Origin of the sequence: Paraburkholderia sp. BL23I1N1 (assembly GCF_003610295.1) — a bacterium.
Taxonomy (GTDB): domain Bacteria; phylum Pseudomonadota; class Gammaproteobacteria; order Burkholderiales; family Burkholderiaceae; genus Paraburkholderia.
In genome coordinates this window covers 4,574,955-4,597,570 of the sequence record NZ_RAPV01000001.1, presented here as the reverse complement: position 1 = coordinate 4,597,570, position 22,616 = coordinate 4,574,955, and the positions used below count along the sequence as shown (strand labels likewise).

Here is a 22,616-nt window from a genome sequence, read left to right as displayed (position 1 = left end):
GCCGGTTCCGTTGAATATCTTCCATTCAGCGGAATTTTTTCAAATCTTATACCGGCAAACGGAATTTGAAATTGACGCCATGCAATTTGGCTGGATAGAGTCGGCTCCATCGAGGCAGTTGCCGATTGAACCGGTGTCGACCCATCCAGAGGCCAGATCATGTCGTTCCTCACACTCACCGACGTAGCGAAATCGTTCGGCGATCTGCAGGCAGTCGCGGACGTGAACCTGTCGGTTGAAAAAGGCGAGTTCGTTTCGCTGCTCGGGCCGTCCGGCTGCGGCAAGACCACCACGTTGCAGATGATCGCGGGCTTTGTCGAAACGACGCGCGGACGGATCACGCTCGACGGCCGTGACATCACACACATGAAGCCGAATAAGCGCGGCCTGGGCATCGTGTTCCAGAGCTACGCGCTGTTTCCGCATATGAGCGTCGCGGACAACGTCGGTTTTGGACTGGAAATGCGCAACGTCGACAAGGCCGAGCGCAAGGAGCGCGTGCGCGAAGCGCTGGCACTGGTGCGGCTCGATACGCTCGCGCATCGCTTTCCGCGCGAGTTGTCCGGCGGTCAGCGGCAGCGTGTGGCGCTCGCCCGCGCGATCGTGATCGCGCCGCCCGTGCTGCTGCTCGACGAACCGATGTCGAATCTCGACGCCAAGCTGCGCGAAGACATGCAGTTCGAACTGCGCGCCATCCAACGCAAGATCGGCACGACCACCATCATGGTCACGCACGACCAGTCGGAAGCGCTCTCGATCAGCGACCGGGTGGTGGTAATGGAAGCCGGCCGCATCACGCAAATCGACACGCCCTACGCAGCGTACGAACGGCCTGAAAACCGATTCGTCTCGCAGTTCATCGGCAAGGCGAACATGCTGGCCGGCAAGGTGGTGGCGCGCGACGGCGACGCGATCCGCATCGACCTCGGACACGACCTCGCCGAAACCGGCCATACCGCGCAACTGCCCCTGCGCGAGCGTGTGATCGGCGTGGGCGACGCGGTCACGTTGTGCATTCGTCCGGAAAAGCTGCGCCTGTGCGCGCCGCACACGGGACGTCTGGCGGCCACCGTGACGAGCCGCTTCTTCCTCGGCAGCCAGTGGCTGTATCGCGTGGACAGCCGGCTCGGCGAAGTGCTGGTGTGCTGCCAGAACGAAGGCACCGAGCCCCTGCCGGAAGGCGCGGCGGTCGGCGTGGACTGGAACAGCGAGGCGATCCGCTTCATTCAACGGGATGCGGATCATGGCTAGTACGTTGCCCGCTTCGAACGACAACAGCGTGAAAACCGGCCATGTGCGCCGCGCACCATGGCAAGCGTTTGTGCCGTTGTGGCTGATGTGCGCGCCGGCTTTCCTGCTGTTCGCGGCGCTCGTGCTGGTGCCGCTCGTGATGACGCTGGTGCTGACCTTCTACCGCTTCGATCCGGCGAGCGGCCCGCTCGCCGCCTTCCAGTTCGGCAACTATGCGGAAGTGCTGAAATCGTCGTATTTCCACACGATCTTCCTGCGCACCTTCGGTATCGCCTTTCTGACCACCCTGCTGTGCATCGTGATCGGCACGCCGGAAGCTTATGTTCTGTCGCGCATGCGCGATCCGTATCGTTCGATGTTCCTGCTGATCATTCTCGCGCCGCTGCTGGTCTCGGTCGTGGTGCGCGCGTTCGGCTGGAGCATGCTGCTCAACAGCAACGGTCTCGCGAATCAGGCGTTCGGTCTTGTCGGGCTCGGACCGTACAAGCTCGAGTACACCACCTTCGCCATCGTGATTGCACTCGTGCACGTGATGCTGCCGTTCATGGTGATTCCGGTGTGGACCGCAATGCAGAAGCTCGACCCGCAAACGGAAAATGCCGCGCTTTCGCTGATGGCATCGCCCGCCACGATCTTGCGCCGCATCGTGTTGCCGCAACTCACGCCGGGCATTCTGTCGGGCAGCCTGATGGTGTTTGGTCTATCGGCGAGCGCCTTCGCGATTCCCGGCCTGCTCGGCGGACGGCGCCTGAAAGTCGCCGCCACCGCCGTCTACGACGAATTCCTCGGCTCGCTGAACTGGCCGCTCGGCGCGACCATCGCGCTCCTGCTGCTGGTCGCGAATCTGATCGTGATGCTCACTTACTACCGGGTTCTGGAGCGCAAGTACGCCAGAAGCCTCGGCTGAATCTCGCGAGACCATCATGAGAAAAAACGGCCCCATTGCGCTGATTTTCCACACGCTCGTGATTGCGTTCGTGCTCGCGCCGCTCGTGATCGTCGTGCTGGTTGCCTTCACGCCCGACGAAACACTCACGCTGCCCACGCACGGCGTATCGCTGCGCTGGTTCCGCGCGATCCTCAATTACCCGGACTTCATCTCGGCGTTCTACAACAGTCTCAAGCTGGCGTTTGCCTCGGCGACGCTCTCGTTAATCGTCGCGTTGCCGGCAGCTCTGGCGATCGGCCGCGCCCGTTTTCCGGGCCGCGGCTTTCTCAACGGCTTATTGCTGTCGCCGCTGGTAATTCCAGGGCTCGTGCTCGGCATCGCGCTGCTGCGCTTCTTCGCATTGATCGGCGCAACCGGTTCGTTCGCGTGGCTCGTGCTCGCGCACATGATCATCATCACGCCGTTCGTGATGCGGCTCGTGCTGGCCTCGGTGAGCGGTCTCGACCGCAGCGTCGAGCATGCCGCGCACTCGCTCGGCGCCGATGCGTGGACCACGTTTCGCCGCGTCACCTTTCCGATGATTCTGCCGGGCATTACCGGCGGCTGGCTGCTCGCGTTCATCAACAGCTTCGATGAACTGACGATGTCGATTTTCGTCACCTCGCCACAAACCGTCACGCTGCCGGTTCGCATGTACATGTACGCGACCGAATCGATCGATCCGATGATGGCCTCCGTCTCGGCGCTGGTGATCTTCATCACCGCCGGCGCGATGCTGCTGCTCGATCGCGTGTATGGGCTCAACCGGATCCTGATCGGCCAGCACTGATGTCTTCTACCGCCTTCTCTCACATGCCGTCGAAATTGCTGTCTTCCGAACCCGCTACGCTGAAGCGCGATGCGCAATTCGTACGCGTCGCGGAGACGCACCGTGAACCGCTCAGCTTTTTTATCGACGGCCACGAAGTCACCGCGTTGCATGGCGACACATTGCTCACCGCCGTGTTGATGCACCAACGCCGCCTGCGCGAAAGCGAATTCAGCGGCGCGCCACGCGCCGGCTTCTGCCTGATCGGCGCTTGCCAGGACTGCTGGATGCGTACCGAAGAAGGTGTGCGCTTGCGCGCGTGCTCGACGCTCGTGGCGCAAGGCATGCGTGTGGTCACACGGCTCGCTGAAGCTGCTTCTGTCGTTGATTCCGCCTCCGCTGCGATTGCCGACGGAGACACGCCATGAGCAACGAACACCGCGTGGTTATCGTCGGCGCGGGGCCGGCTGGCGTGCGCGCCGCCGAGACACTCGTTGCAGCAGGCGTCAAGCCGATCGTGCTGGATGAAAACGCCCGTTGGGGCGGTCAGATCTATCGTCAACCGCCCGCGAACGGCGCGTTCCAGCGCTCGAAGAAAACACTCTACGGTTTTGAAGCGCACAAGGCCGACGCATTGCATACGACGATGGCCGCGCTGCTTCCGCACCTCGACTATTGCCCCGACACACTGGCCTGGGCGTGTGAACCCGGCCGGCTCGATACGCTGCACGCGGGACGGGAAATCAGCGTGCCGTTTTCGCATCTGATCATCGCCAGCGGCGCCACCGATCGCGTGCTGCCGGTGCCGGGCTGGACGTTGCCCGGTGTCTACACGCTGGGCGCGGCGCAGGTCGCCTTGAAAGCGCAGGGCTGTGCGATCGGTCAGCGCGTGGTGCTCGCCGGCACCGGGCCACTGCTCTATCTCGTGGCCTATCAGTATGTGAAAGCCGGCGCACAGGTGGTGGCCGTGCTCGACACGAGTCCGTTATCGCAGCAGATGGCCGCGGCGCCGAAACTCGCGCGGCAACCTGCTACGTTCGCCAAGGGTCTCCATTACGTCGGCTGGCTAATCACGCGCGGCGTGCGGATCGAACGCGATGTGAGCCTGATCGGCATTCGCGGCGAGCACGGCGTGAGCGCGATTGAATGGCGCTCTTCGAGAGGCAACCCGAAAATCGAAAGTATCGCGTGCGACGCCGTCGGCATCAGCTTCGGCCTGAAGCCTGAAACCCAACTCGCCGATCTCGCCGGGTGCCGCTTCCGCTTCGATACGCACAACCGGTGCTGGCTGCCCGAGCTCGACCCCGCCGGGCGCAGCACCGTGCGCGGCATCTATCTGGCGGGCGATGGCGCGGGCATCGCGGGCGCCGACGCTGCCGAACTCGCGGGCCGTCGCACGGCGTTGGCGCTACTCGACGACCTCGGCATCGCCCATCCGCGTGGCCTCGGCATGCGCGACGTGGCTTCCCTCGAACGCAGCCTGCAACGTATCGCCGTGTTTCGCCAAGGCATCGAGGCGGCATTCGCACTACCCGAAAAATGCGCCGCGCAATGGCCCGACGAGATGACCGTGTGCCGCTGCGAAGAAGTCGATGCGGGCACCTTGCGGCGCTGTATCCGCGGTGGCGAAGCGAACGAGATCAATGGCCTGAAGGCGCTCACGCGAGTCGGCATGGGCCGCTGCCAGGGGCGCATGTGCGGTGAAGCGGCTTTGACGCTGCTTGCGGAAGAAACTGGCCAACCCCTCGAAGCCGTCGGCCGCTTGCGCAGCCAGCCGCCCGTCAAACCGATTCCGCTATCGCCCGCCATCTACGCCGATGGCGTCGCGGAGATTCCCGAAGAGGCGCGCGATGAGTGACACCTTGCACTACGACGTCGCGATTGCGGGTGGTGGGCTGGTCGGCTCATCGGCGGCGTTGGCGCTCGCGCGGCGCGGCTTGCGCGTGGGCCTGTTCGAGCGGCGCTATTGCGGCGCGCAGGCAAGCGGCGTGAACTACGGCGGCGTGCGCGTTCAGGGACGGCCGGTCGAACAGATGCCGCTCGCCATGCGTGCGCGGCGCATCTGGGATCGCTTGCCGGAGCTGATCGGCATCGACGGCGAATTCACGGTGTCGGGACATTTGCGGCTCGCGCGCCGCGAAGCCGATCTTGCCGCGCTCGAAGCATGGGCGGACATGGCGCGCGGCCACGGACTGCAAGCGCAGTTGATCGGCGGCGCCACGTTCCGGCAACGCTATCCATGGCTGGGCGCCGCGGCGATCGGCGGCTCGCTGTGTGCGAGCGATGGTCATGCGAATCCGCGGCTGGTGTCGCCTGCGTTCGCACGTGCCGCGCGCGCCGCGGGTGCGGACGTGCGCGAGCAAACCGAACTGACCGGGATCCAGCACGACGGCACACGCTTCCAGTTACGCGCAGGCGACATGCGCTTCAGCGCCGACTGGCTGATCAATTCCGCTGGCGCATGGGCGAACACGGTTGCCGGCTACTTCGGCGAAACCGCGCCGATGAAACCGATCTACCCGAACATGTGGGTCACCGAGCCGCTGCCGCTCTTCATCACGCACAACCTCGGCGTGGTCGGCGGCGGCATCTATGCGCGGCAAGTGGCGCGCGGCAATTGCGTGATTGGCGGCGGGCGCGGACACGGCGACGGCGAATACGGTCAACCGTCGACAGAAACCACCCGCGCCGTGATGCGCGACGCGTGCGCCCTGCTCCCGCCGCTGCGCGAGGCGCTGCTGATCCGCACATGGAGCGGCGTGGAAGGTGAAACGCCAGACAGCAATCCGATCATCGGTGCGAGCCGCACAGTGCCGCGTCTGTTGCATGCGTTCGGCTTCTCGGGCGGCGGTTTTTTGCTGGCGCCAGGGGTCGGCGACGTACTCGCGGATCTTGTAATCGACGGCGCCACGTCCACACCGCTCGACGCTTTTTCGATCAATCGCTTCGCTGCTGTTGCCGCGCCGACCGTCGCATAGTTGTCGCGCGGTTTTCGCGTTGTTATCGTTCAATCATCGCCTCGTTATCGTTTAGTGAAAATCAGGAGCCTCTCAATGAAACTGTTCAAGACGATCGCGGCGCTGGCCGCATTGTGCGCATTCGCCGCGGCCGCGCCCGCATGGTCGGAGACCAAAACGATCTATATCGGCATGAACGGCGGTCCGATGGAAAAGGCCTATACGAGCCAGGTCCTGCCCGACTTCGAGAAAGCCAACAACGTCAACGTGGTCGTGGTGCCCGGCACCTCATCGGACATTCTCGCCAAGCTGCTCGCCAACAAGGCCAATCCGCAAATCCACGTGGTGTTTCTCGACGACGGCGTGATGGCGCGCGCGGTCAGCATGGGCGTGTGCAAGAAGCTCGACGACTCGCCGGTGCTCAAGGAGCTCTACCCGTTCGCGCGCATGAAGGACGACATGGGCGCGGGCGTGCAACTCGGCATGACCGGCATCGCGTACAACAAGAAGCTGTTCGCTGAAAAGGGCTGGGCGCCGCCGACTTCATGGATGGACTTTGCCGATCCAAAGTACAAGGGCAAAGTCGTGTTCCAGTCCGCTTCGAGCAGTACCTTCGGCCTGCACGGCTTTCTGGCGATCAACCGTTTGATGGGCGGCAGCGAGCAGAACGTCGAACCGGGCTTCACAAAATGGGCGAGCACGGTCGGTCCGAATGTCGTGGAGTACGTACCGAATTCGGCGAAAATTTCCGAAATGGTCCAGACCGGCGAAGCGGGCCTGTTTCCGTTGACGCCAACCGCCGTGGGCGATCTGCAGGACAAGGGCATTCCGGTCGGCTATGTGAATCCGAAGGAAGGTCCGGTGTTGCTGCTGGTCGATCTGTGCGTGGTCAACAACAACCCCGACCCGCAATTGGCGCAGAAACTCGCGCAATTCCTGCTGTCCGCGCCGGCCCAGACGAAAGCCGCCGAAGCCGGCCGGCAGATTCCCACCAACCGTCTCGCGAAGATGACACCGCCCATGCAGCAAAGCCTCGGCAACGTGGACGATCTGGTGAAGAAGGTAACCGTGGTGGATTGGGACACGATCAACGCGCATCGCGCGCAGTGGGATACGCGCTGGAACAGGCAGATCGAGCGTTAAGCCTGCTTGCGCCTCAACGAGACGCGCGCCCTGCTTGCTTCAAGGCGCGCGTTCTCGTGTCTGGCGTTGCCTCAAAAGATCACCGAAATCGCCACGCCCAGCCAGATTGAAAGAACGCCGGCAAGAAACATGTGCCGCGCAATGCGGATGCGGGAATCGCTGGTTTCCGGCTCGACCGGGCTGGTCGCCATCCACGGCACGAGGCCGAGGCAGCCAAAGCCGATCATCGCAAAGATGAAGACGAAGACGTCGGAGACGTGCCATTTCGACTGATCGTACAAGCCCCAGTAGCCGAGAAAAACAATGCCGATCGAGAAGATTGTCGCCGAGGCGGCACTGAGCGCGGGTACGGATCCGGTTGGACTCGGCATGCTTCACCTCCGAAACGTTAGCCTGCTGTAGCCGCCCCCGTCACCCGCGTTCCGCTCATTCAGGACGTGCGGGCCTGCCTCGCTTCATACGTCTTCAGATGACTATAGGCGATGCGCAGCAGCGACAAGCCGTGCTCGCCCTTCTGCGCGTCGCCACCGCGCGAGATCAGATCGCCGAGGATGTGATCCGCCTCGGTATGCGAGTGGTTTTCGACGTCGCGCAGCATCGAAGCCGTGAGCGGCGTGGGCGTAAAGAGCGTTTGGGTGGCCCGGGCGTCGAAGTCCGGCCCCATCGTAAAGCCATTGTGTTCCGCCACGCCGCGGCACTCGCCGAGCAGGTTTTCGATGATGCGCTTGCCATCCGGCGCAGCCAGAATATCGCCGACCGAACCGCGCATCAAGCACGTACTCGCCGCCAGTGTGGCCAGGAACACCCACTTTTCCCACATGCGCAGCAGGATGTTGTCGCTGACCGTCACGTCGAAATTCGCGGTGGCCATCGCATCCGCGATTGCCTGGACGCGCTCGGAGGTGCCGCCCTCGAGTTCGCCGAAAGTGATCGCATGCATTTCGTTCAGATGCATGATGTGCTGCTCGGGGCTGAGCGTCGCAGCAATCACGCATTGCCCACCCAGGACGCGCGACGCACCGAACTTTTCCTTGAGCACGTCGATATGGCGCATGCCGTTGAGCATCGGCAGAATCAGCGTCGATTCGCCGACCAGGGGTGCGAAGGAATCGATCGCGTCGTCGAGACTGTAGGCTTTGCAACTGAGCAGCACGAGATCGAACGGTTCGGCGCCGACACCGGCGAGTATCGTCTTGACGTCGTGCAACGCGAGATTGCCGCGCACGCTGTTGATGACGAGACCGTCACGCGCGAGTTTTTCCGCGCGGCCGGAGCGCACGAGGAAGGTCACGTCCTGCCCCGCCGCCGCGAGACGTCCGCCAAAATAGCCGCCCACGGCGCCCGCCCCTACTACTAGAATTCGCATCTTTTGCCTCTTGATAGATTTGGGTCACGCGCGCCGGTTCGATCAGCAAAGGCTTCCAGGACCGCGTACGCAGCACGTCTGGAGAAATGTAGCAAAAATTGGCGATACGCATCGGCCAACCATGCCGGGCCGGTTTGCTGCAATGCATTGCGGTTGTTTGGTTTCGGCGCTGCTACCGCGTTGATCCCGAATTGTTTGTTTATGTCAGATCAATCGCCGTGCCGCACAAAGTGCGTTCGTAAAGCGCGAGCATCCCGGGCACGTCCACGTCGAGACAAACTGTGCTCCCGGGCCGGGTGTCCCAGTCCGGCGCGGGCACCGGCATCGTGGAAGGTTTCTGGATGGTTTGGCCCACCGCGATACCGTCCGTCAGCACGCGTACGGGTCCGCTGCGAGTCGTGTAAAGATGCGGCGCCAGCACATAGGCGACCGCCGACGAGTCGTGTACGTAGATACCCTTGAGTTGCGCGCTTTGCTCGTGAAAGGCCTGGTAGTGCCGTGACACGTCCCACACAAACTGCCCTGCTGCGCCGCCGCGATCGCGCAGCGACGCCAGATAATCCTGGCTCATGATGGTGCGCTGCGTGACGTCGAGCCCGACAATCGCAACCGGCCAAGGCGCGCCGAGCACAAGGTCGGCGGCATCGGGGTCGCCAAGGATATTCGCTTCGGCGGCGGGGGTCACGTTGCCGAGCACGCCGTCCGTGCCGAACGCGCCGCCCATGATCACCACCTGTTTGACGAGCGAGGCGATCTGCGGATCGTCAGCCAGCGCCAAGGCCATGTTCGTGAGCGGGCCCACTGCGATCAACGTGACTTCACCGGGATGCGCGCGCACCGTGTCGATGATGAAGCGGTGTGCGGGGCGTGCGTCGAGCGCCGCTTCAAGACCGGCTTCAAGACCCGCTTCAAGACCCGCTTCAAGCACGATGTTCCCAAGCCCGTTGTCGCCGTGAATCCAGGCGAGCGGCTCGGGTGCTTCGCGCCTGAGCGGTGCCGCGGCGCCCTGCGCGACCGGCACGCCCGGCGCGAATCGCCCGGCCAGGAAACGCGCATTGCGCGTGGTGGTCTCGATCGTGGCGTTGCCGAATACGCTCGTCAGACCGAGCAATTCGATGTCCGGATGCAGCGCCTGGAAAACGAGCGCCATCGCGTCGTCCACACCGGGATCGGTGTCGTAGATAACCTTGCGCTGGCTCATAGGTAGAACGCGTCCGGCAATTGTTCGCGCGCGGTGGTGTCGCGGGTGGCGCCATGCAGATTGCCGAGCCGGATCGGCAATTCCGGGCCGCCCAGTTCGATGATCACCTGGCGGCACGCGCCGCACGGTGCGATCGGTCCATCCGTATCGCCGATCACGGCAAGCGCGGCGAACTGGTCACGTTGATAGCCCGCGGCAATCGCGCTGAAAAATGCCGTACGTTCAGCGCAATTGCACAATCCGTACGAGGCATTCTCCACGTTGCAGCCGTCGAATACCGTGCCGTCTTTGGTCAGCAGCGCGGCGCCGACCTTGAACTTCGAATACGGCGCATAGGCCTTTTCTCGCGCGACACCGGCGCGTTCCAACAGTTGTTCCATGTTCATGCAACGATCCTCGATTCAATTCAGCGTCAGGAACATGCCCGCAATCGTGGCGCTCATCAGGTTCGAGAGCGTGGCGGCGAGCACGACACGCAGGCCGTAGCGTGCGACTTCGGCGCGGCGTTCCGGCGCGACGGCGCTAAAGCCGCCCGTCAGCACCGCGATCGACGCAAAGTTCGCGAAGCCGCATAACGCAAACGACAGAATCGCAATGGTACGCGGATCGAGCGCTTGCAGGCCGGCCGCGCTCACGCTGGCGGCATCTTTCAGATACGGCGACAGCGACGCATAAGCGACGAACTCGTTGAGAATGATCTTCTGTCCGAGGAAATTGCCGGCGATGGCGGCTTCGCTCCACGGCACGCCGATCAGATACGCGAGCGGCGCGAACACCGTGCCGAGTATCGACTGCATCGACAGTTGCGGATGGCCGAACCAGCCGCCTATGCCGCCCACAACGCCGTTGAGCAACGCGATCAGGCTGACGAACGCGATCAGCATCGCGCCGACCATCACGGCGATTCTCAGGCCCACTGTCGCGCCGGAACTCGCGGCTTCAATCACGTTCGCGGGACGCTTTTCATCGAAGCTGAGGTGCTCGAGATGCACGCGGCTCGACTCAGTGGTCGGATGAATGATCTTGGCGAACAGCAAGCCGCCCGGCACTGCCATGAACGACGCGGCCAGCAGATATTCAATCCGCACACCGAGACCCGCATAGCCCGCCAGCACTGAACCTGCAACTGCCGCCATGCCGCTCGACATGACAGCAAACAGCTCGGCGCCGGTCATGTCGCGCGTGAACGGTTTGACCACGGCAGGCATTTCGCTTTGACCCAGGAAGATCGTGGTCACGGCCGAGAACGACTCGATCTTCGATACGCCGAGCAGCTTCTGGAAAATTGTGCCAAGCACGATCACGATCCAGCGCATCACGCCGAGGTAGTACAGCACGGAAATGAGCGCAGTGACGAAGATGATGGCCGGCAGCACACGCACGGCAAACACGAAACCACCGTCGCCGAACACCTGGAACATCTTCGCCTGCACGAGGCCGCCAAACAGGAACTCGATGCCCGCGTTGCCATAACCAAGTATGTGATTGACGCCTGACGCAGCGGCCGCGAGAACCGTCTTGCCGATCGGCACGAAGAGAATGAAGGCGCCGATACCGACCTGCGCAAGCAGCGCCGGGATGACGGTGCGTACGCGGATGGCGCGCCGGTTGGTCGAAAAAATGAAAGCGATAAGCAGCAGTACGCCAATGCCGAGGATGTTTCGTGCGATCAGTGCCATGTCTCGTGGTGTTCTTGTGAAAGTGGCAATGATCCTAAACGAAACCGATGCGGGAGAAAAATTAAATACGACCTTATCCCGGTACCGGGTGCCAGCCGGTCCGCGACAGTGTGTTTCGCCGCAATCGTTGTTGGATCAACCCCGATCAGGTACTCTCACGCCGTAGGCGTTCCTGCCGTTCCACACGCCGTCAGATGTTGCATCGCGCTGTGACCATCACTCATGCTTATCGAGGTCGCTTATGAACATCGGTATCTATGGAACACTCGTCACGGCTTCACTGGTTCTGCTGCTGGGAAACAGGCTGGTCGGGTGGATCCCTCTACTGCGCAGCTATACGATTCCCGAACCCGTTGCCGGCGGTCTCCTCGTGGCAATCGTCCTACTGATCCTGCGCACAACGAGCCACGTTGAAGTGCGCTTCGATACCGCGCTGCAAACGCCGCTGATGCTCGCCTTCTTCGCGACCATCGGTCTCAACGCCAACCTCGCCAGCCTCAAGTCCGGCGGTCCGTTGTTGCTGCGTTTTCTGGGCCTCGTGATCGGCCTTCTGGTCTTGCAGAATGCAGTGGGCATCGCGCTCACCTATCTATTGGGCATCGATCCGCTGTACGGTTTGCTGGTCGGTTCGATCACCTTGTCTGGCGGTCACGGCACCGGCGCTGCATGGAGCAAGGTGTTCGCCGAGCACCACGGGCTTCAGTCCGCCACGGAGGCCGCGATCGCCTGCGCGACTTTCGGCCTCGTCATGGGCGGCATTCTCGGCGGCCCGGTGGCACGGTTGCTGATGCGGCAAGTCGCGAAGAAGGACGTTGCGCACCCAGGGAATCACACAGAGAACCACAACGAGAGCCCAGCCAAAGCGCCGCTCGCCTTCGAAGAACCGAAAGCGGAGCAAGCCACCACGCCAGCCGCCTTCATCGAGACGCTCGCGCTGATCGCGATCAGCCTCGCGGCCGGCAATGCGCTATCACAGCTGTTGGCCGGCACGGCGATCGAACTGCCGACTTTCGTCTGCGTGCTCTTCGTCGGCGTGGTGCTAAGCAATGCACTCGGGCTTGCGGGCAAACCCGTTCTCGATCACGCCGTGGCCCTGCTCGGCAACGTGAGCCTCGCGCTTTTCCTCGCCATGGCGCTCATGACGCTCAAGCTCTGGGACCTCGCCTCGCTGGCGCTGCCGGTCATTTCGATTCTCGTTGCGCAGACGGTTTTGATGGCGCTCTATGCGATCTTCGTCACGTTCCGCGTGATGGGCCGCAATTACGATGCTGTCGTGCTCGCCTCCGGCCATTGCGGCTTCGGACTCGGCGCGACGCCCACGGCCATCGCGAATATGCAAGCCGTCACAGCCCGCTTCGGCCATTCGCACCTCGCCTTTCTGGTCGTGCCGATGGTGGGCGCCTTCTTTATCGACATTGCCAACGCGCTCGTCATCAAGGGTTATCTGGCTTTGCCGATCTTTCATTAGCCGATAAGGCCGCGGCGCGCTTGCGTGCTTTCAGGCACCGCAAACGCGCCGCAGCAACGGCCGATATCAGATCAGTTCCAATGCCAGCGCAATCCCCTGCCCGCCGCCGATACACAACGTAACCACGCCGCGTTTCAGGCCGTCGCGGCGCATTGAGTGCAGCAAGCGGGTCATCAATACCGCACCGGTCGCGCCGATCGGATGACCGTGCGCGATCGCGCCGCCTTGCACGTTGATCAGTTCATCCTCAATGCCAAGTCTGCGCGCCACCGCGAGCGGCACGGCCGCGAAGGCTTCATTGATCTCGAAGCGTTCGACGTCGTCAAGTTGCCAACCCGCGCGGGCCAAGGCCATCTGCACAGCCGGCACCGGGCCGAGGCCGAACATGCCCGGCTCGACGGCCGCGACGCCATACGCCACCAGCCGCGCGAATGGCTCGATGCCGCGCGCTTCGGCGAAGCCACGCTCGGCGACCAGCATCGCCGCTGCGCCGCTGTTCAATCCCGGCGCGTTGCCTGCGGTAATCGTGCCGTCCGGACGAAATGCCGGACGCAGCCTGGCGAGCGTTTCGACCGTGGTATCCGGGCGCGGCTGTTCATCGCTCGCAAATTGCTGCCGACCCTTGCGCCCCGGAATCTCGACGGCCACCAGCTCGGCATCGAAATCGCCACGCGCCTGCGCTTCGGCGAAACGCTGTTGCGAACGCGCGGCCCAACGGTCCTGCGTTTCACGCGTGAGGTCGAACTGCGCGACGAGGTCTTCGGTATGCCAGCCCGAATGCTCGCCGGAAAACGCATCGTTCAGACCGTCGCGCAGCAGGCTGTCGTGGATTTGCGCGTTGCCCATCCGATAGCCCCAGCGGCCGCCGTCGAGCAGATACGGCGCACGATCCATGTTTTCCATGCCGCCGGCCACGGCGGCATCGCCGAGGCCGAGCCAGATTTCCTGGGCCGCGGACGCAATCGCCTGCGCGCCCGACCCGCACACGCGATTGACCGTCAGCGCAGGCACCGCCACCGGCACGCCCGCGCCAATCGACGCCTGACGAGCAGGATTCATCCTGTTGCCGGCCTGAATCACGTTGCCCATGACCACCGAAGCCAGCGCGGCCGGATCGAGGCCGCTGCGCCGCAGCGTCTCACGTACGGCAACCGCGCCGAGTTCGGTTGCAGGCACCTCTTTCAGCGATCCGCCGAATGCGCCGATCGGCGTTCTCACCGGATTGCAGATCACCACTTCTCGCGTACTCATCATTCATCTCCAGTTGGACTACCCATGACCCCTTACCCATTAGCTGCTTCGCTGTCACGCCCACACACATCAATTAGCCGATGCCGCCGTAACCGCTGTGCCGGGCACATCCCAGCCGCCACCCAGCGAGCGGTACAACGCCACCGCCGCGAGCGCATGCTCGCGCTTGGCCTGGTTTAGCGATTCCGCGTCACGCAAGTACGCCTCCTGCGCGGCGAGCACATCGAGAAAATCCGTCGCGCCGCCCTTGTAAAGCTCACTCGACAGATGCAGCGCACGGTCCGATGCATCGAGCGCGCCGCCCAGGCGTTGTACCTGTACCGCGCCACTCACCAGATCGCTGCGGTTGTCCTCGATTTCTTTCAACGCTTGCAGCATGATCTGCCGCAGGCCGAGTTGCGATTCACGCATCCGGCTCTCGCTCGCGTCGATATTCGCGGTGATGCGGCCGGCGTTGAAGATTGGACTGGTCGCGTTCAAGGCGGCGCTGAAGAGGTTATCGGTCAGCGTCGGCAAGCCGAGATACGACGAGGCCAGCAAGCCATCGGCGAGATTGAGCCTGAACTGCGGATAGCGCTGCGCTTTGAACACGCCCACTTCCGCGGCGCGCTGTTCGACTGTCGCATAGGCGTTGCGCACGTCGGGCCGCTGCAGCAGAGCGTCGGACGGCAGCGTCTGCGGCACGCTTTGCGCAGGCACCGGAATGTCGCGTGCCTGATGTGCATCGGCGAGCAGCAAGCCGTCGACGCTCTCCGGCGTGCGCCCCGAATACACCGCGATCAAACTCAATTGATGCTGCACTGCCGACTGCACGCGCGGAATCTGCGCCTGCAAATCCTCCAACTGGTTCTGCGCACGCGCGACGTCGAGTTGCGTCGACAGTCCGTAATGCAAACGCTGTTGCGTGAGTTTCAAGGCGCGGGCGCGAATCTGTTCGTTGTCGCTGAGAATCTGCAGTTGCGCTTGCGCCCAGCGCAGATCGATATATGCCGCCGCCGTATTCGCCGCGAGTGCCAGACGCAGTTGATTCAAGGCGGCTTGCCGGCCCGACACTTGCGCCTGCGCGGCGAGAACAGCAAGACGTTCGCCGCCGAAAACGTCCGGCGTCCAGCTCGCCGTCAAGCCGACGCCCGCTTGACGCACATAGCCGAGCGGTGGCGGCGTGTTCTGGCGAGCGTCGGATGCGTTCGCGCTGGCATTCAACTCTGGCAGCAAGGCCGCGCGATTTTGCGTCGCGATTTCCTGCGCCTGCTTGACGCGTTCAACCGCGGCCTGCACGTCGAGGTTGCCGGTCAGCACCGATTCCACCAGTTGATGCATGACAGGATCGCCGAATTGCGCCCACCACGTACCGGCGTTGATGCTGTCCTGAGGGGCATCGACATTCCACGCTGCCGGCGCGACGGTCTGCACCGTGTGCGGCAGGTCCGCATGCGTTTCCGGTTGCACCGCGCATGCCGCGAGCGTTAGGAGCGCCGCGCTCGCGAGTACTTTGATAACGATTGGTTTCATGCTGAATTCCTCAATGTGCATCCGGCGGCGGTGCGGTATTGCCAAACGGGCGCGAGAACACCACGCTCAGCAAGCCGACAACAAAACAGAGCGACAGCGCAAAAAAGGTGTCGGAGAACGTGAGCACGAGCGCTTCACGCATCAGCAGCGCATGCAACTCGCCGAGGCCCGCATTGGCCGCATTCAGCACGTCGCCACCGACTGCCGCGAAGTGCGCGCTTTGCTGCTGCAAAATCGATTCGACCACCGGACGGCCCGCGCTCAAATGTTCGTCGAGCCGCTCGTAATGGAGATTCAAACGATCGTTGAGCATGGTGCTGCTCACGGCAATGCCAATCGCGCCGCCTAGATTTCGCATCAGATTGAAGAGGCCGCTGGCGGATCGAAGCCTCGACATCGGCAATGAACCCAGCGCCATCGTGACGATGGGCGGAATGCAGAACTGCTGGCCGATGCCTCGCAACGCCTGCGGGATCAGCAACTCCTGCCAGCCCCACTGATTGGTCAGCGGTACATACAGATAACAGCCCGCGCCGAACAGTACCAGGCCGAACACCAGCAGCCAGCGCATATCGACAAAACGCGCGACGATCGAATACGCAACCATCGCGAGCAACTGAAAGCACCCCACCGACAGCAATGCGACGCCGATCTGCAACGAATCGAAGCCACGCACACGCGACAGGAACACGGGCGTCAGGAACACCGCGCAGAAAATCCCGATCCCGGTGATGAACGACAGCAAACTGCCAATGCCGAAGTTGCGGATTGCCAGCGCGCGCAAGTCGACGATCGGCTCTTTAGCGGTGAACGCATGCACGATGAACAGAAATCCGCAGATCGCCGCCACCCAGGTGCACGTCAGGATCACGTCGTCGCCGAACCAGTTCTTGCGTGGCCCTTCCTCCAGGACGTATTCAAGGCAACCGAGAAAACCGGACATCAAAAGCATGCCGAGATAGTCGCCCTTCTTCAGCAGCGAGAGATCGACGTTGTCGAAGTGCACGTACTTCGGCACCAACAGCGTAACGGCGACGCCCGGCACCAGGTTCAGATAGAACAGCCAGTGCCACGACCATTGCGATGTGATCCAACCGCCGATCACTGGACCGACGGTCGGCGCGAGCGTGGCGAGCGCGCTGATGGTGGTGGACGCAATCAGGCGCTGCTTGCCGGGGAACAGCACGAACGCCGTGGTGAACACGGTCGGGATCATCGCGGCGCCGAGCGCGCCCTGCAAACCGCGAAACAGGATCATCGAATTGATGTCCCATGCCAGGCCGCACAGCATGCTGGTGACCGTAAAGCCCAGCGCGGAAAACGCGAACACCCAGCGCGTCGAGAACACACGCGTGAGCCAGCCGGACATCGGGATCACGAGGATCTCCGCGATCAGATACGAGGTCTGCACCCACGAGAGCTCATCCTGACTCGCGGACAAGCCGCCGCCGATATCCTTGAGTGAAGACGCCACGATCTGGATATCGAGCGTCGCCATGAAAAAACCGAGGCACATCAGCACGAACGCAACAACTTTGGTGCGCGTCGGCAGGTCGGCGGGGTTGGCTAAGACCTGAGTCATGATCGTCCTTAACCGCGAGCAGCGTCGAGGTGGACTTTCACCGTCGCCGATAGGCCCGGGCGCAGCACGCCTTGCATCTCCTTCGGCACCTCGAGACGCACGCGCACCGGCACGCGCTGCACGATCTTCGTGAAGTTGCCGGTGGCGTTCTCCGCCGGCAGCACGCTGAAGGTCGCGCCGGTTGCGGGTGCAAGACTTTCGACCACGCCGCGAATCCGTTCGCTCGATGCGTCGAGATCGACGTCGACACCGTCGCCGACGTGCATCTTCTTCAACTGGTCTTCCTTGAAGTTGGCGTCGATCCACAATCCGCTCGACGGCACCACGGTCAGGAGCGACACGCCCGTGTTCGCCAGCAGGCCGACGCGCGCGGTGCGATTGCCGACGTAACCGTCGATCGGCGAGCGGATCGTGGTGTATTCCACGTTCAATGCCGCGACCCGCTGCGCCGCTTTTGCCGTGGCAATGCGCGCCTCGGCGTCGCCGATCTGCGCGTCGAGCACGGCGATTTGCCGTTGCGCCGCAATCAACGCCGCGCTGCTGCGGTCAACCGCGGCATGTGCCTTGGTCAGGTCGGCATCCGCGCGTTCCACGACCTGGTTCGACACCGCATCGTCCTTCACCAGTTCGCGATAGCGCGTCTGGTCGGCGGCGCTGCGCGTCAGCTCGGCGCCGGACGCGCGGACCTCGGCGGCCTGCTCGTTGATGGTGGCAAGCTGCAAGGATTTCTTCGCCTGCAACTCGATGACGGCGGCTTGCGCGCTCTCGACTTCCGCGCTGGCTTGGGCGAGACGAGCGTCGTAATCGCGCGCGTCGAGCCGGATCAGCACCTGATTCGCATGGACGAACTGGTTGTCGTGCACCAGCACATCGGTCACGAAGCCGTTCACTTTCGGCGACATCACGGTCACATCGCCGCCGACGTACGCATCGTCGGTCGTTTCGACAAAGCGGCCGACGAAGAACCAGTACGACGCGGCAAGCGCCAGCACCGCGAGCACCGTGATGATCGCGAGCAGCATCCACGGAATGCGCCGTGCCGGTTTGGCGGCGTTTGCCACGCTAGGCGGTGCAATAGTCGAGGGTGTAGTGGACATGATGGTCTGTATGTGCGTATGCACTCGTCTAGCTTGAAAAAACGGCGCGTTGGACGGCGCCGGGCTTGACCCGCTCCATGCGGGCCTGATTCACGCGGAATCGCTTGTGATGGAGAACAGCTCGGAGCGCAAGGCCGCCGCGCGCCGCGCGCCGAAGCGATTCTCGAATTCGGCTTGCGCCGCATGCCAATGCTTGCGCCCTGCTTGCAAACGCGCTTCGCCGGCGGCCGTCAGTGCAATCGACAACGCCCGCGCATCCGCTCCAAGTGTCTCGCTCGACACCAGGCCGTTGCGCCGCAGCGGCTGGATCGTGCGAACCAGCGTGGTGCGCTGCATACGCATGGTTTCGGCCAGTTGCTTCATGGTCATCGGACCGGTGCGGTTCAGGCGCCCCAACAGCGAAAACTGTGTGATGGTCAGGCCGACATTCTCGAGATGGCGGTCGTAAATCTGCGACACATAGCGTGCGGCCTGGCGGATCGCAAAGCAGTCGTCGTCGAAGAGTCCGTCCATTGCTGTCCTTCCTGTTCGTAAGTGCGTATGCACATAATCCGGCGTAAAAAAGCTCGCCGAAACGAGCTCATACGCTTTGCCTATCCGGTGATGCTGAAGAGTTCCGAGCGCAGCGCCTTGGCACGCGCGTGGCCGAACTTTTCCTCGAACTCGTCTTGCGCGGCACGCCATGCGGTGGCCGCCTGGTCGAAGGTCGTTTCGCCCTTCTCCGTGAGACTGAACAGAAACGTGCGGCTGTCATGCTCCGCTGATTCGGTTACCACCAGCCCGTCACGCTGCAACGGTTTCATGGCGCGAACCAGCGTGGTGCGCTCCATGACCATCGCCTCAGCGAGGTCGATCATTGACAGGTTCGGCGTGCGCGCAAGTTTGGCGAGAATCGTGAACTGCGCAGCCGTCAGCCCTACCTCGCCGAGATGGCGCTCGTAGATTTGCGTGACGTGCCGGGCCGCCTGGCGCAGCGCGAAACAGTTGCATTCGTCGTAGGAGAGAGGACGGGTCACGTTGGGGAGTGTATAAGTGCATACGCACAGAGTCAAGTTTATTTTTGCCCGGCAGGTACCTCGAAAGAATCGGCAGCACGTACCTTCGAAGCGACAGTCTATTCATACGATTTTTTTAAAGGCGCGTCGGCGTGACAATCGCCGGCGCCTACGGTAACCCAATCGGCGCGGCGCGGTTAGCGCGTCAAAGCAATCGGTATGCGAGACGCGCTGCCGCCCTCGCCGTGCGCTTGTCCTGATCGAGAGACGGGTTGTATTCCGCAATATCCGCCGCGCGCAGCTTGCCCGACGCCCGCACGCGCTGCACCATCGCTTCAACTACCGACAAAGGCACGCCCAATGCGGCAGGCGCCGATACACCCGGCGCAGTGGCGGCCGGGAGCACGTCGAGATCGATGGTCAGATAGATGTCGTCCGCTGAATCCAGCAACTGCTGGAGATCGTCCAGACGCTGCGGCAATTGCGGTTCCTGCATGTCGATATCGAGCACGTAGCGTACGCCCAGTCGCTCCGCATGCGCGAACAGCGAACCGGTGTTGCCCAGATCGCTGATACCAAAGCAGGCGTAGTTGAACGGCACGCCTCGTTCGGCGCAGTCGCTCGCAATCTGATCGAACGGCGTGCCGGAATTCGCGGGCCGCTTCTGGCGCAGATCGAAGTGGGCGTCAAAGTTGACGACGAGCAGCTTGCGGGGTGCAGTGGTTGGCGGAAATTTCGAAATCCCACCGGCACTTGCAGCCACAGCCACGCGATCCTGATGCAAGCGCAAACCGCTATACGTCCCCCACGCAACCTCATGGCCGCCGCCGAACACCAACGGCCGGCCGCCGCTCGCGAGCACGTCGCTCACCACGCTCGCAAGTTCCGCCTGCGCGCCTTCGAGATCGCCATCGTCACACACCACATCGCCCGCATCGGCAAGCACTCCCATCGACGTTTTCGCCGGCAGACCCGCAAGAACACGGCGCAGTTCTCTCGGCGCATGGGCCGCGCCGATACGCCCCTGATTGCGCCGCACGCCTTCATCGGAACCAAAACCGACAATCACCGGCGCATCGCTTTCAATGCATGACGCGTCGCGGAACGGCACCACCTGATTGAAAATACGCCGGGTGTCGCCGGGTTCATCATCGTCGGAACGGCCGCTCCACACCTTGTCGTCGAATGGAATTCTCATGCGCGCGACAACACCGCCTGCAGGAAAGCTCGCGTGCGCGGCTGCGACGGCGCCGAGAAAATCTCGGCAGGCGGCCCGGCCTCGACGATAACACCGCCGTCCATCACCACCACCACGTCGGCGACTTCCTTTGCAAAGCCCATTTCGTGCGTGACGACCACCATCGTCATCCCTTCGCTCGCGAGCAGCTTCATCACTTGCAGCACTTCGCCGACCAGCTCGGGATCGAGCGCTGAAGTAGGCTCGTCGAACAACATCACGCGGGGTTGCATTGCCAACGCGCGAGCAATGGCAACGCGCTGCTTCTGACCACCCGACAAGCTCGCCGGCATGACATGCGCCTTGTGAGCGAGCCCGACTTTCTCCAGCAACGCCATTGCAGCCGCTTCGGCTTCGGCCTTGCTGGCGTCACGCAACATTCGCGGACCGACCGTAATGTTATGCAGCACCGACAGATGCGGAAACAGATTGAACGACTGAAACACCATGCCCACTTCGGTGCGCAGCGCATTCAGCGAACGCTCCTTGAGCATCGCGCCGTGATCCATCAGCCGATGTCCGCAGATATCGACCGTGCCGCCTTCCGGCTGTTCGAGCCCGTTGCAGCAACGCAGGAAAGTACTTTTTCCCGAACCGCTCGGCCCGATCACGACTACCACCTGCTGCGGCTGAATATCGAAGTCGATGCCGTTAAGCACGGTATGCGAGCCGAACGATTTGGTCAGCCCACGAATGCTGACGATGGGTTCATCCACTTTGGCCACGGTATTCATTGCACCATTCCTCCTGCGCGCAAGCGACGCTCCACACGATGCAGCGCGTAATTAGTCGCCTGCGTCAACACGAGATACACCAGCGCGATGGCCAGATACACTTCAAGCGAACGGTACGACACGCTGATGATCTTCTGCCCTTCGTGCATCAGATCGTCGATCGTCAGCAACGACACCAGCGCCGAGTTCTTGATCAGCGCAATGAACTCGTTGCCGAGCGGCGGGATCATTCGGACGATCGCCTGCGGCAGAATGACTGCGCGCATTGCCTGACCCGACGACATGCCGATCGAACGCGCCGCTTCCATCTGCCCGCGATCCACGGACTGGATCGCACCGCGCACAATCTCCGATACATAGGCCGCCGAGTACAGGCCGAGCCCCAGCATCCCGCACACGAAAGCCGGCAACAGAATGCCGAATTGCGGCAATCCGAAGAACAGCAGGAAAAGTTGCACGAGCAACGGCGTGCCGCGGAAAAACGTGAGGTACGCCGTACAGAAGCCGTACACGACGCGCCGCTTCGGCGCGAGCCGGCCGATACCGATCAGCAGGCCCAGTACGCAACTCAGCGCGAGCGCGGCGGCAGTTACTTCGACCGTCACCACCGCCCCATGCATGATGTCCGGCAAGCCGGCAATCACCGGCGAAAAGTCGAGTTCCATTATGTCTGCTCAGCCGGTTATTGCGCGGTGGCGCCGAACCACTTCTTCACGATTGCCGCATACGTGCCGTCGGCCTTGATCATCGCCAGCGCCTTGTTGAATGCCGCCTTCAGTTGCGGTTCGTCCTTGCGCACGGCGATGCCGTAGGCTTCGGTCGTGAGGGGCTTGTCGAGCACGCGAAAACCGCCGCGCGTTTTCACCAGCTGGTACGCGGCCGGCTTGCCGGTCACGGCGGCATCGGCACGGCCGATCCCCACCAGGTCGAACATCTCCTGATTCTTCTCGACTTCGACGCGGTTGATTTGAGGGAAGTTGTCGCGCAGGAAGTTGACCGACTTCGTACCCACCTGAACCGACACTTTCTTGCCGTTCAGATCGGCCACGGACTTGATTGGCGAATCGCTTTTCACCAGGGCGACGAGGCCGCCCGCGTAGTACGAATCAGTGAAGTCGACTACTTTCGCGCGCTCATCTGTGATGTAAATGCCGGAGATCGCCACGTCGAAACGATGCGCGATCAAGCCCGGAATCAGGCCTTTGAAGTCGATATCGGTCCATTGCACGCGTTTTCCCATGGCTTTCGCGAGTGCATTCATCATGTCGACGTCGAAGCCGGTGCGTGCGCCGTTTTCCGTGTACTCCATCGGCGGGAAGGTCGCGTCGGTGGCAACGTTCAGCACGTCCGGCGTTTGTGCGGACGCCACACCGGAAAAGGTCACCGCAAACGTGACGCATGCGAGGGACAACAGTCGATTCAGTTTCATGGGAGGGCTCCTTGTGG

General features: G+C 62.7%; 23 protein-coding genes. 8 read left to right on the top strand and 15 right to left on the bottom strand.

What is annotated here, in order from left to right; all coding sequences use genetic code 11:
* Positions 1 to 159: 159 nt before the first annotated feature.
* The 7 genes from B0G76_RS21495 (at position 160) to B0G76_RS21465 (ending at position 7,048) form a co-directional block, all read left to right on the top strand.
* The gene (locus B0G76_RS21495; protein ID WP_120294338.1) at positions 160 to 1,251 is read left to right on the top strand and encodes an ABC transporter ATP-binding protein; all 1,092 of its coding nucleotides are present in this window, start codon (positions 160 to 162) and stop codon (positions 1,249 to 1,251) included.
* Positions 1,244 to 2,158 (top strand): ABC transporter permease, encoded by a 915-nt coding sequence (locus tag B0G76_RS21490; RefSeq protein ID WP_120294337.1) that lies wholly within the window; start codon positions 1,244 to 1,246, stop codon positions 2,156 to 2,158. Before B0G76_RS21495 ends, B0G76_RS21490 begins: the two co-directional genes overlap by 8 nt.
* A 16-nt stretch (positions 2,159 to 2,174) precedes the next feature.
* Positions 2,175 to 2,969 (top strand): ABC transporter permease, encoded by a 795-nt coding sequence (locus B0G76_RS21485; protein WP_120294336.1) that lies wholly within the window; start codon positions 2,175 to 2,177, stop codon positions 2,967 to 2,969.
* Positions 2,969 to 3,376, top strand: a complete 408-nt coding sequence (locus B0G76_RS21480) for a (2Fe-2S)-binding protein (RefSeq protein WP_120294335.1) — start codon at positions 2,969 to 2,971, stop codon at positions 3,374 to 3,376. Before B0G76_RS21485 ends, B0G76_RS21480 begins: the two co-directional genes overlap by 1 nt.
* Complete coding sequence (locus B0G76_RS21475; RefSeq protein ID WP_120294334.1) at positions 3,373 to 4,806, top strand: NAD(P)/FAD-dependent oxidoreductase; 1,434 nt, start codon at positions 3,373 to 3,375, stop codon at positions 4,804 to 4,806. Before B0G76_RS21480 ends, B0G76_RS21475 begins: the two co-directional genes overlap by 4 nt.
* A complete protein-coding gene (locus B0G76_RS21470) occupies positions 4,799 to 5,926 on the top strand; it encodes an FAD-binding oxidoreductase (protein WP_120294333.1) in 1,128 nt (375 codons plus the stop codon). Before B0G76_RS21475 ends, B0G76_RS21470 begins: the two co-directional genes overlap by 8 nt.
* A gap of 75 nt (positions 5,927 to 6,001) precedes the next feature.
* On the top strand, positions 6,002 to 7,048 hold the full coding sequence (locus B0G76_RS21465) for an ABC transporter substrate-binding protein (RefSeq protein WP_120294332.1): 1,047 nt from the start codon (positions 6,002 to 6,004) through the stop codon (positions 7,046 to 7,048).
* A 71-nt stretch (positions 7,049 to 7,119) separates the two neighbouring features.
* Here the strand turns inward: B0G76_RS21465 and B0G76_RS21460 are convergent, their stop codons facing one another.
* From B0G76_RS21460 to B0G76_RS21440, 5 genes are all read right to left on the bottom strand, one after another.
* Positions 7,120 to 7,419, bottom strand: a complete 300-nt coding sequence (locus tag B0G76_RS21460; protein ID WP_120294331.1) for a hypothetical protein — start codon at positions 7,417 to 7,419, stop codon at positions 7,120 to 7,122.
* A gap of 59 nt (positions 7,420 to 7,478) precedes the next feature.
* A complete protein-coding gene (panE, locus tag B0G76_RS21455; protein WP_120294330.1) occupies positions 7,479 to 8,414 on the bottom strand; it encodes a 2-dehydropantoate 2-reductase in 936 nt (311 codons plus the stop codon).
* Between the two features lie 199 nt (positions 8,415 to 8,613).
* Complete coding sequence (locus tag B0G76_RS21450; protein WP_120294329.1) at positions 8,614 to 9,615, bottom strand: nucleoside hydrolase; 1,002 nt, start codon at positions 9,613 to 9,615, stop codon at positions 8,614 to 8,616.
* Positions 9,612 to 10,001, bottom strand: coding sequence for a cytidine deaminase (locus B0G76_RS21445; protein WP_054040364.1), 390 nt, complete (start codon positions 9,999 to 10,001; stop codon positions 9,612 to 9,614). The genes B0G76_RS21450 and B0G76_RS21445 overlap by 4 nt, the downstream gene beginning before the upstream one ends.
* Positions 10,002 to 10,016: 15 nt before the next feature.
* Positions 10,017 to 11,294, bottom strand: a complete 1,278-nt coding sequence (locus tag B0G76_RS21440) for a NupC/NupG family nucleoside CNT transporter (protein ID WP_120294328.1) — start codon at positions 11,292 to 11,294, stop codon at positions 10,017 to 10,019.
* Positions 11,295 to 11,535: 241 nt separating this feature from the next.
* On the opposite strand from B0G76_RS21440, the gene gltS reads away from it, so the two are divergent.
* Positions 11,536 to 12,762, top strand: a complete 1,227-nt coding sequence (gene gltS, locus B0G76_RS21435) for a sodium/glutamate symporter (RefSeq protein ID WP_120294327.1) — start codon at positions 11,536 to 11,538, stop codon at positions 12,760 to 12,762.
* A gap of 66 nt (positions 12,763 to 12,828) precedes the next feature.
* On the opposite strand, the gene B0G76_RS21430 is transcribed toward gltS, so the two are convergent.
* The 10 genes from B0G76_RS21430 to B0G76_RS21385 form a co-directional block, all read right to left on the bottom strand.
* Complete coding sequence (locus B0G76_RS21430) at positions 12,829 to 14,013, bottom strand: thiolase family protein (RefSeq protein ID WP_120296641.1); 1,185 nt, start codon at positions 14,011 to 14,013, stop codon at positions 12,829 to 12,831.
* A 69-nt stretch (positions 14,014 to 14,082) separates the two neighbouring features.
* Positions 14,083 to 15,525 carry an efflux transporter outer membrane subunit gene (locus B0G76_RS21425; protein ID WP_120296640.1) on the bottom strand — a complete coding sequence of 481 codons (1,443 nt, stop codon included), beginning with the start codon at positions 15,523 to 15,525 and terminating at the stop codon, positions 14,083 to 14,085.
* A 10-nt stretch (positions 15,526 to 15,535) separates the two neighbouring features.
* The gene (locus B0G76_RS21420) at positions 15,536 to 17,107 is read right to left on the bottom strand and encodes a DHA2 family efflux MFS transporter permease subunit (protein ID WP_120294326.1); all 1,572 of its coding nucleotides are present in this window, start codon (positions 17,105 to 17,107) and stop codon (positions 15,536 to 15,538) included.
* Between the two features lie 8 nt (positions 17,108 to 17,115).
* Entirely contained in the window at positions 17,116 to 18,204 is a 1,089-nt protein-coding gene (locus tag B0G76_RS21415) for an HlyD family secretion protein (protein ID WP_120294325.1), read from the bottom strand.
* Between the two features lie 90 nt (positions 18,205 to 18,294).
* Positions 18,295 to 18,717: a MarR family winged helix-turn-helix transcriptional regulator gene (locus B0G76_RS21410; RefSeq protein WP_120294324.1), complete on the bottom strand. Its 423-nt coding sequence runs from the start codon at positions 18,715 to 18,717 to the stop codon at positions 18,295 to 18,297.
* An 80-nt stretch (positions 18,718 to 18,797) separates the two neighbouring features.
* Positions 18,798 to 19,220, bottom strand: a complete 423-nt coding sequence (locus tag B0G76_RS21405) for a MarR family winged helix-turn-helix transcriptional regulator (RefSeq protein WP_120294323.1) — start codon at positions 19,218 to 19,220, stop codon at positions 18,798 to 18,800.
* Between the two features lie 184 nt (positions 19,221 to 19,404).
* Positions 19,405 to 20,397, bottom strand: a complete 993-nt coding sequence (hutG, locus tag B0G76_RS21400; protein ID WP_120294322.1) for a formimidoylglutamase — start codon at positions 20,395 to 20,397, stop codon at positions 19,405 to 19,407.
* Positions 20,394 to 21,170, bottom strand: a complete 777-nt coding sequence (locus tag B0G76_RS21395) for an amino acid ABC transporter ATP-binding protein (protein WP_120294321.1) — start codon at positions 21,168 to 21,170, stop codon at positions 20,394 to 20,396. The genes hutG and B0G76_RS21395 overlap by 4 nt, the downstream gene beginning before the upstream one ends.
* Positions 21,167 to 21,835, bottom strand: coding sequence for an amino acid ABC transporter permease (locus tag B0G76_RS21390; RefSeq protein ID WP_120294320.1), 669 nt, complete (start codon positions 21,833 to 21,835; stop codon positions 21,167 to 21,169). Before B0G76_RS21390 ends, B0G76_RS21395 begins: the two co-directional genes overlap by 4 nt.
* A 17-nt stretch (positions 21,836 to 21,852) precedes the next feature.
* Complete coding sequence (locus B0G76_RS21385) at positions 21,853 to 22,599, bottom strand: transporter substrate-binding domain-containing protein (protein ID WP_120294319.1); 747 nt, start codon at positions 22,597 to 22,599, stop codon at positions 21,853 to 21,855.
* Positions 22,600 to 22,616: the final 17 nt, after the last annotated feature.

Excerpts from the sequence above, each read along its gene's own strand:
- B0G76_RS21485 (WP_120294336.1), top strand. The coding sequence starts at position 2,175 with ATGAGAAAAAACGGCCCCATTGCGCTGATTTTCCACACGCTCGTGATT.
- B0G76_RS21445 (WP_054040364.1), bottom strand. The coding sequence starts at position 10,001 with ATGAACATGGAACAACTGTTGGAACGCGCCGGTGTCGCGCGAGAAAAG.
- B0G76_RS21395 (WP_120294321.1), bottom strand. The coding sequence starts at position 21,170 with ATGAATACCGTGGCCAAAGTGGATGAACCCATCGTCAGCATTCGTGGG.
- B0G76_RS21480 (WP_120294335.1), top strand. The coding sequence starts at position 2,969 with ATGTCTTCTACCGCCTTCTCTCACATGCCGTCGAAATTGCTGTCTTCC.
- B0G76_RS21495 (WP_120294338.1), top strand. The coding sequence starts at position 160 with ATGTCGTTCCTCACACTCACCGACGTAGCGAAATCGTTCGGCGATCTG.
- B0G76_RS21470 (WP_120294333.1), top strand. The coding sequence starts at position 4,799 with ATGAGTGACACCTTGCACTACGACGTCGCGATTGCGGGTGGTGGGCTG.
- B0G76_RS21460 (WP_120294331.1), bottom strand. The coding sequence starts at position 7,419 with ATGCCGAGTCCAACCGGATCCGTACCCGCGCTCAGTGCCGCCTCGGCG.
- B0G76_RS21420 (WP_120294326.1), bottom strand. The coding sequence starts at position 17,107 with ATGACTCAGGTCTTAGCCAACCCCGCCGACCTGCCGACGCGCACCAAA.
- gltS (WP_120294327.1), top strand. The coding sequence starts at position 11,536 with ATGAACATCGGTATCTATGGAACACTCGTCACGGCTTCACTGGTTCTG.
- B0G76_RS21465 (WP_120294332.1), top strand. The coding sequence starts at position 6,002 with ATGAAACTGTTCAAGACGATCGCGGCGCTGGCCGCATTGTGCGCATTC.
- B0G76_RS21390 (WP_120294320.1), bottom strand. The coding sequence starts at position 21,835 with ATGGAACTCGACTTTTCGCCGGTGATTGCCGGCTTGCCGGACATCATG.
- B0G76_RS21440 (WP_120294328.1), bottom strand. The coding sequence starts at position 11,294 with ATGGCACTGATCGCACGAAACATCCTCGGCATTGGCGTACTGCTGCTT.
- hutG (WP_120294322.1), bottom strand. The coding sequence starts at position 20,397 with ATGAGAATTCCATTCGACGACAAGGTGTGGAGCGGCCGTTCCGACGAT.
- B0G76_RS21415 (WP_120294325.1), bottom strand. The coding sequence starts at position 18,204 with ATGTCCACTACACCCTCGACTATTGCACCGCCTAGCGTGGCAAACGCC.
- B0G76_RS21490 (WP_120294337.1), top strand. The coding sequence starts at position 1,244 with ATGGCTAGTACGTTGCCCGCTTCGAACGACAACAGCGTGAAAACCGGC.
- panE (WP_120294330.1), bottom strand. The coding sequence starts at position 8,414 with ATGCGAATTCTAGTAGTAGGGGCGGGCGCCGTGGGCGGCTATTTTGGC.
- B0G76_RS21450 (WP_120294329.1), bottom strand. The coding sequence starts at position 9,615 with ATGAGCCAGCGCAAGGTTATCTACGACACCGATCCCGGTGTGGACGAC.
- B0G76_RS21475 (WP_120294334.1), top strand. The coding sequence starts at position 3,373 with ATGAGCAACGAACACCGCGTGGTTATCGTCGGCGCGGGGCCGGCTGGC.
- B0G76_RS21385 (WP_120294319.1), bottom strand. The coding sequence starts at position 22,599 with ATGAAACTGAATCGACTGTTGTCCCTCGCATGCGTCACGTTTGCGGTG.
- B0G76_RS21425 (WP_120296640.1), bottom strand. The coding sequence starts at position 15,525 with ATGAAACCAATCGTTATCAAAGTACTCGCGAGCGCGGCGCTCCTAACG.
- B0G76_RS21410 (WP_120294324.1), bottom strand. The coding sequence starts at position 18,717 with ATGGACGGACTCTTCGACGACGACTGCTTTGCGATCCGCCAGGCCGCA.
- B0G76_RS21430 (WP_120296641.1), bottom strand. The coding sequence starts at position 14,013 with ATGAGTACGCGAGAAGTGGTGATCTGCAATCCGGTGAGAACGCCGATC.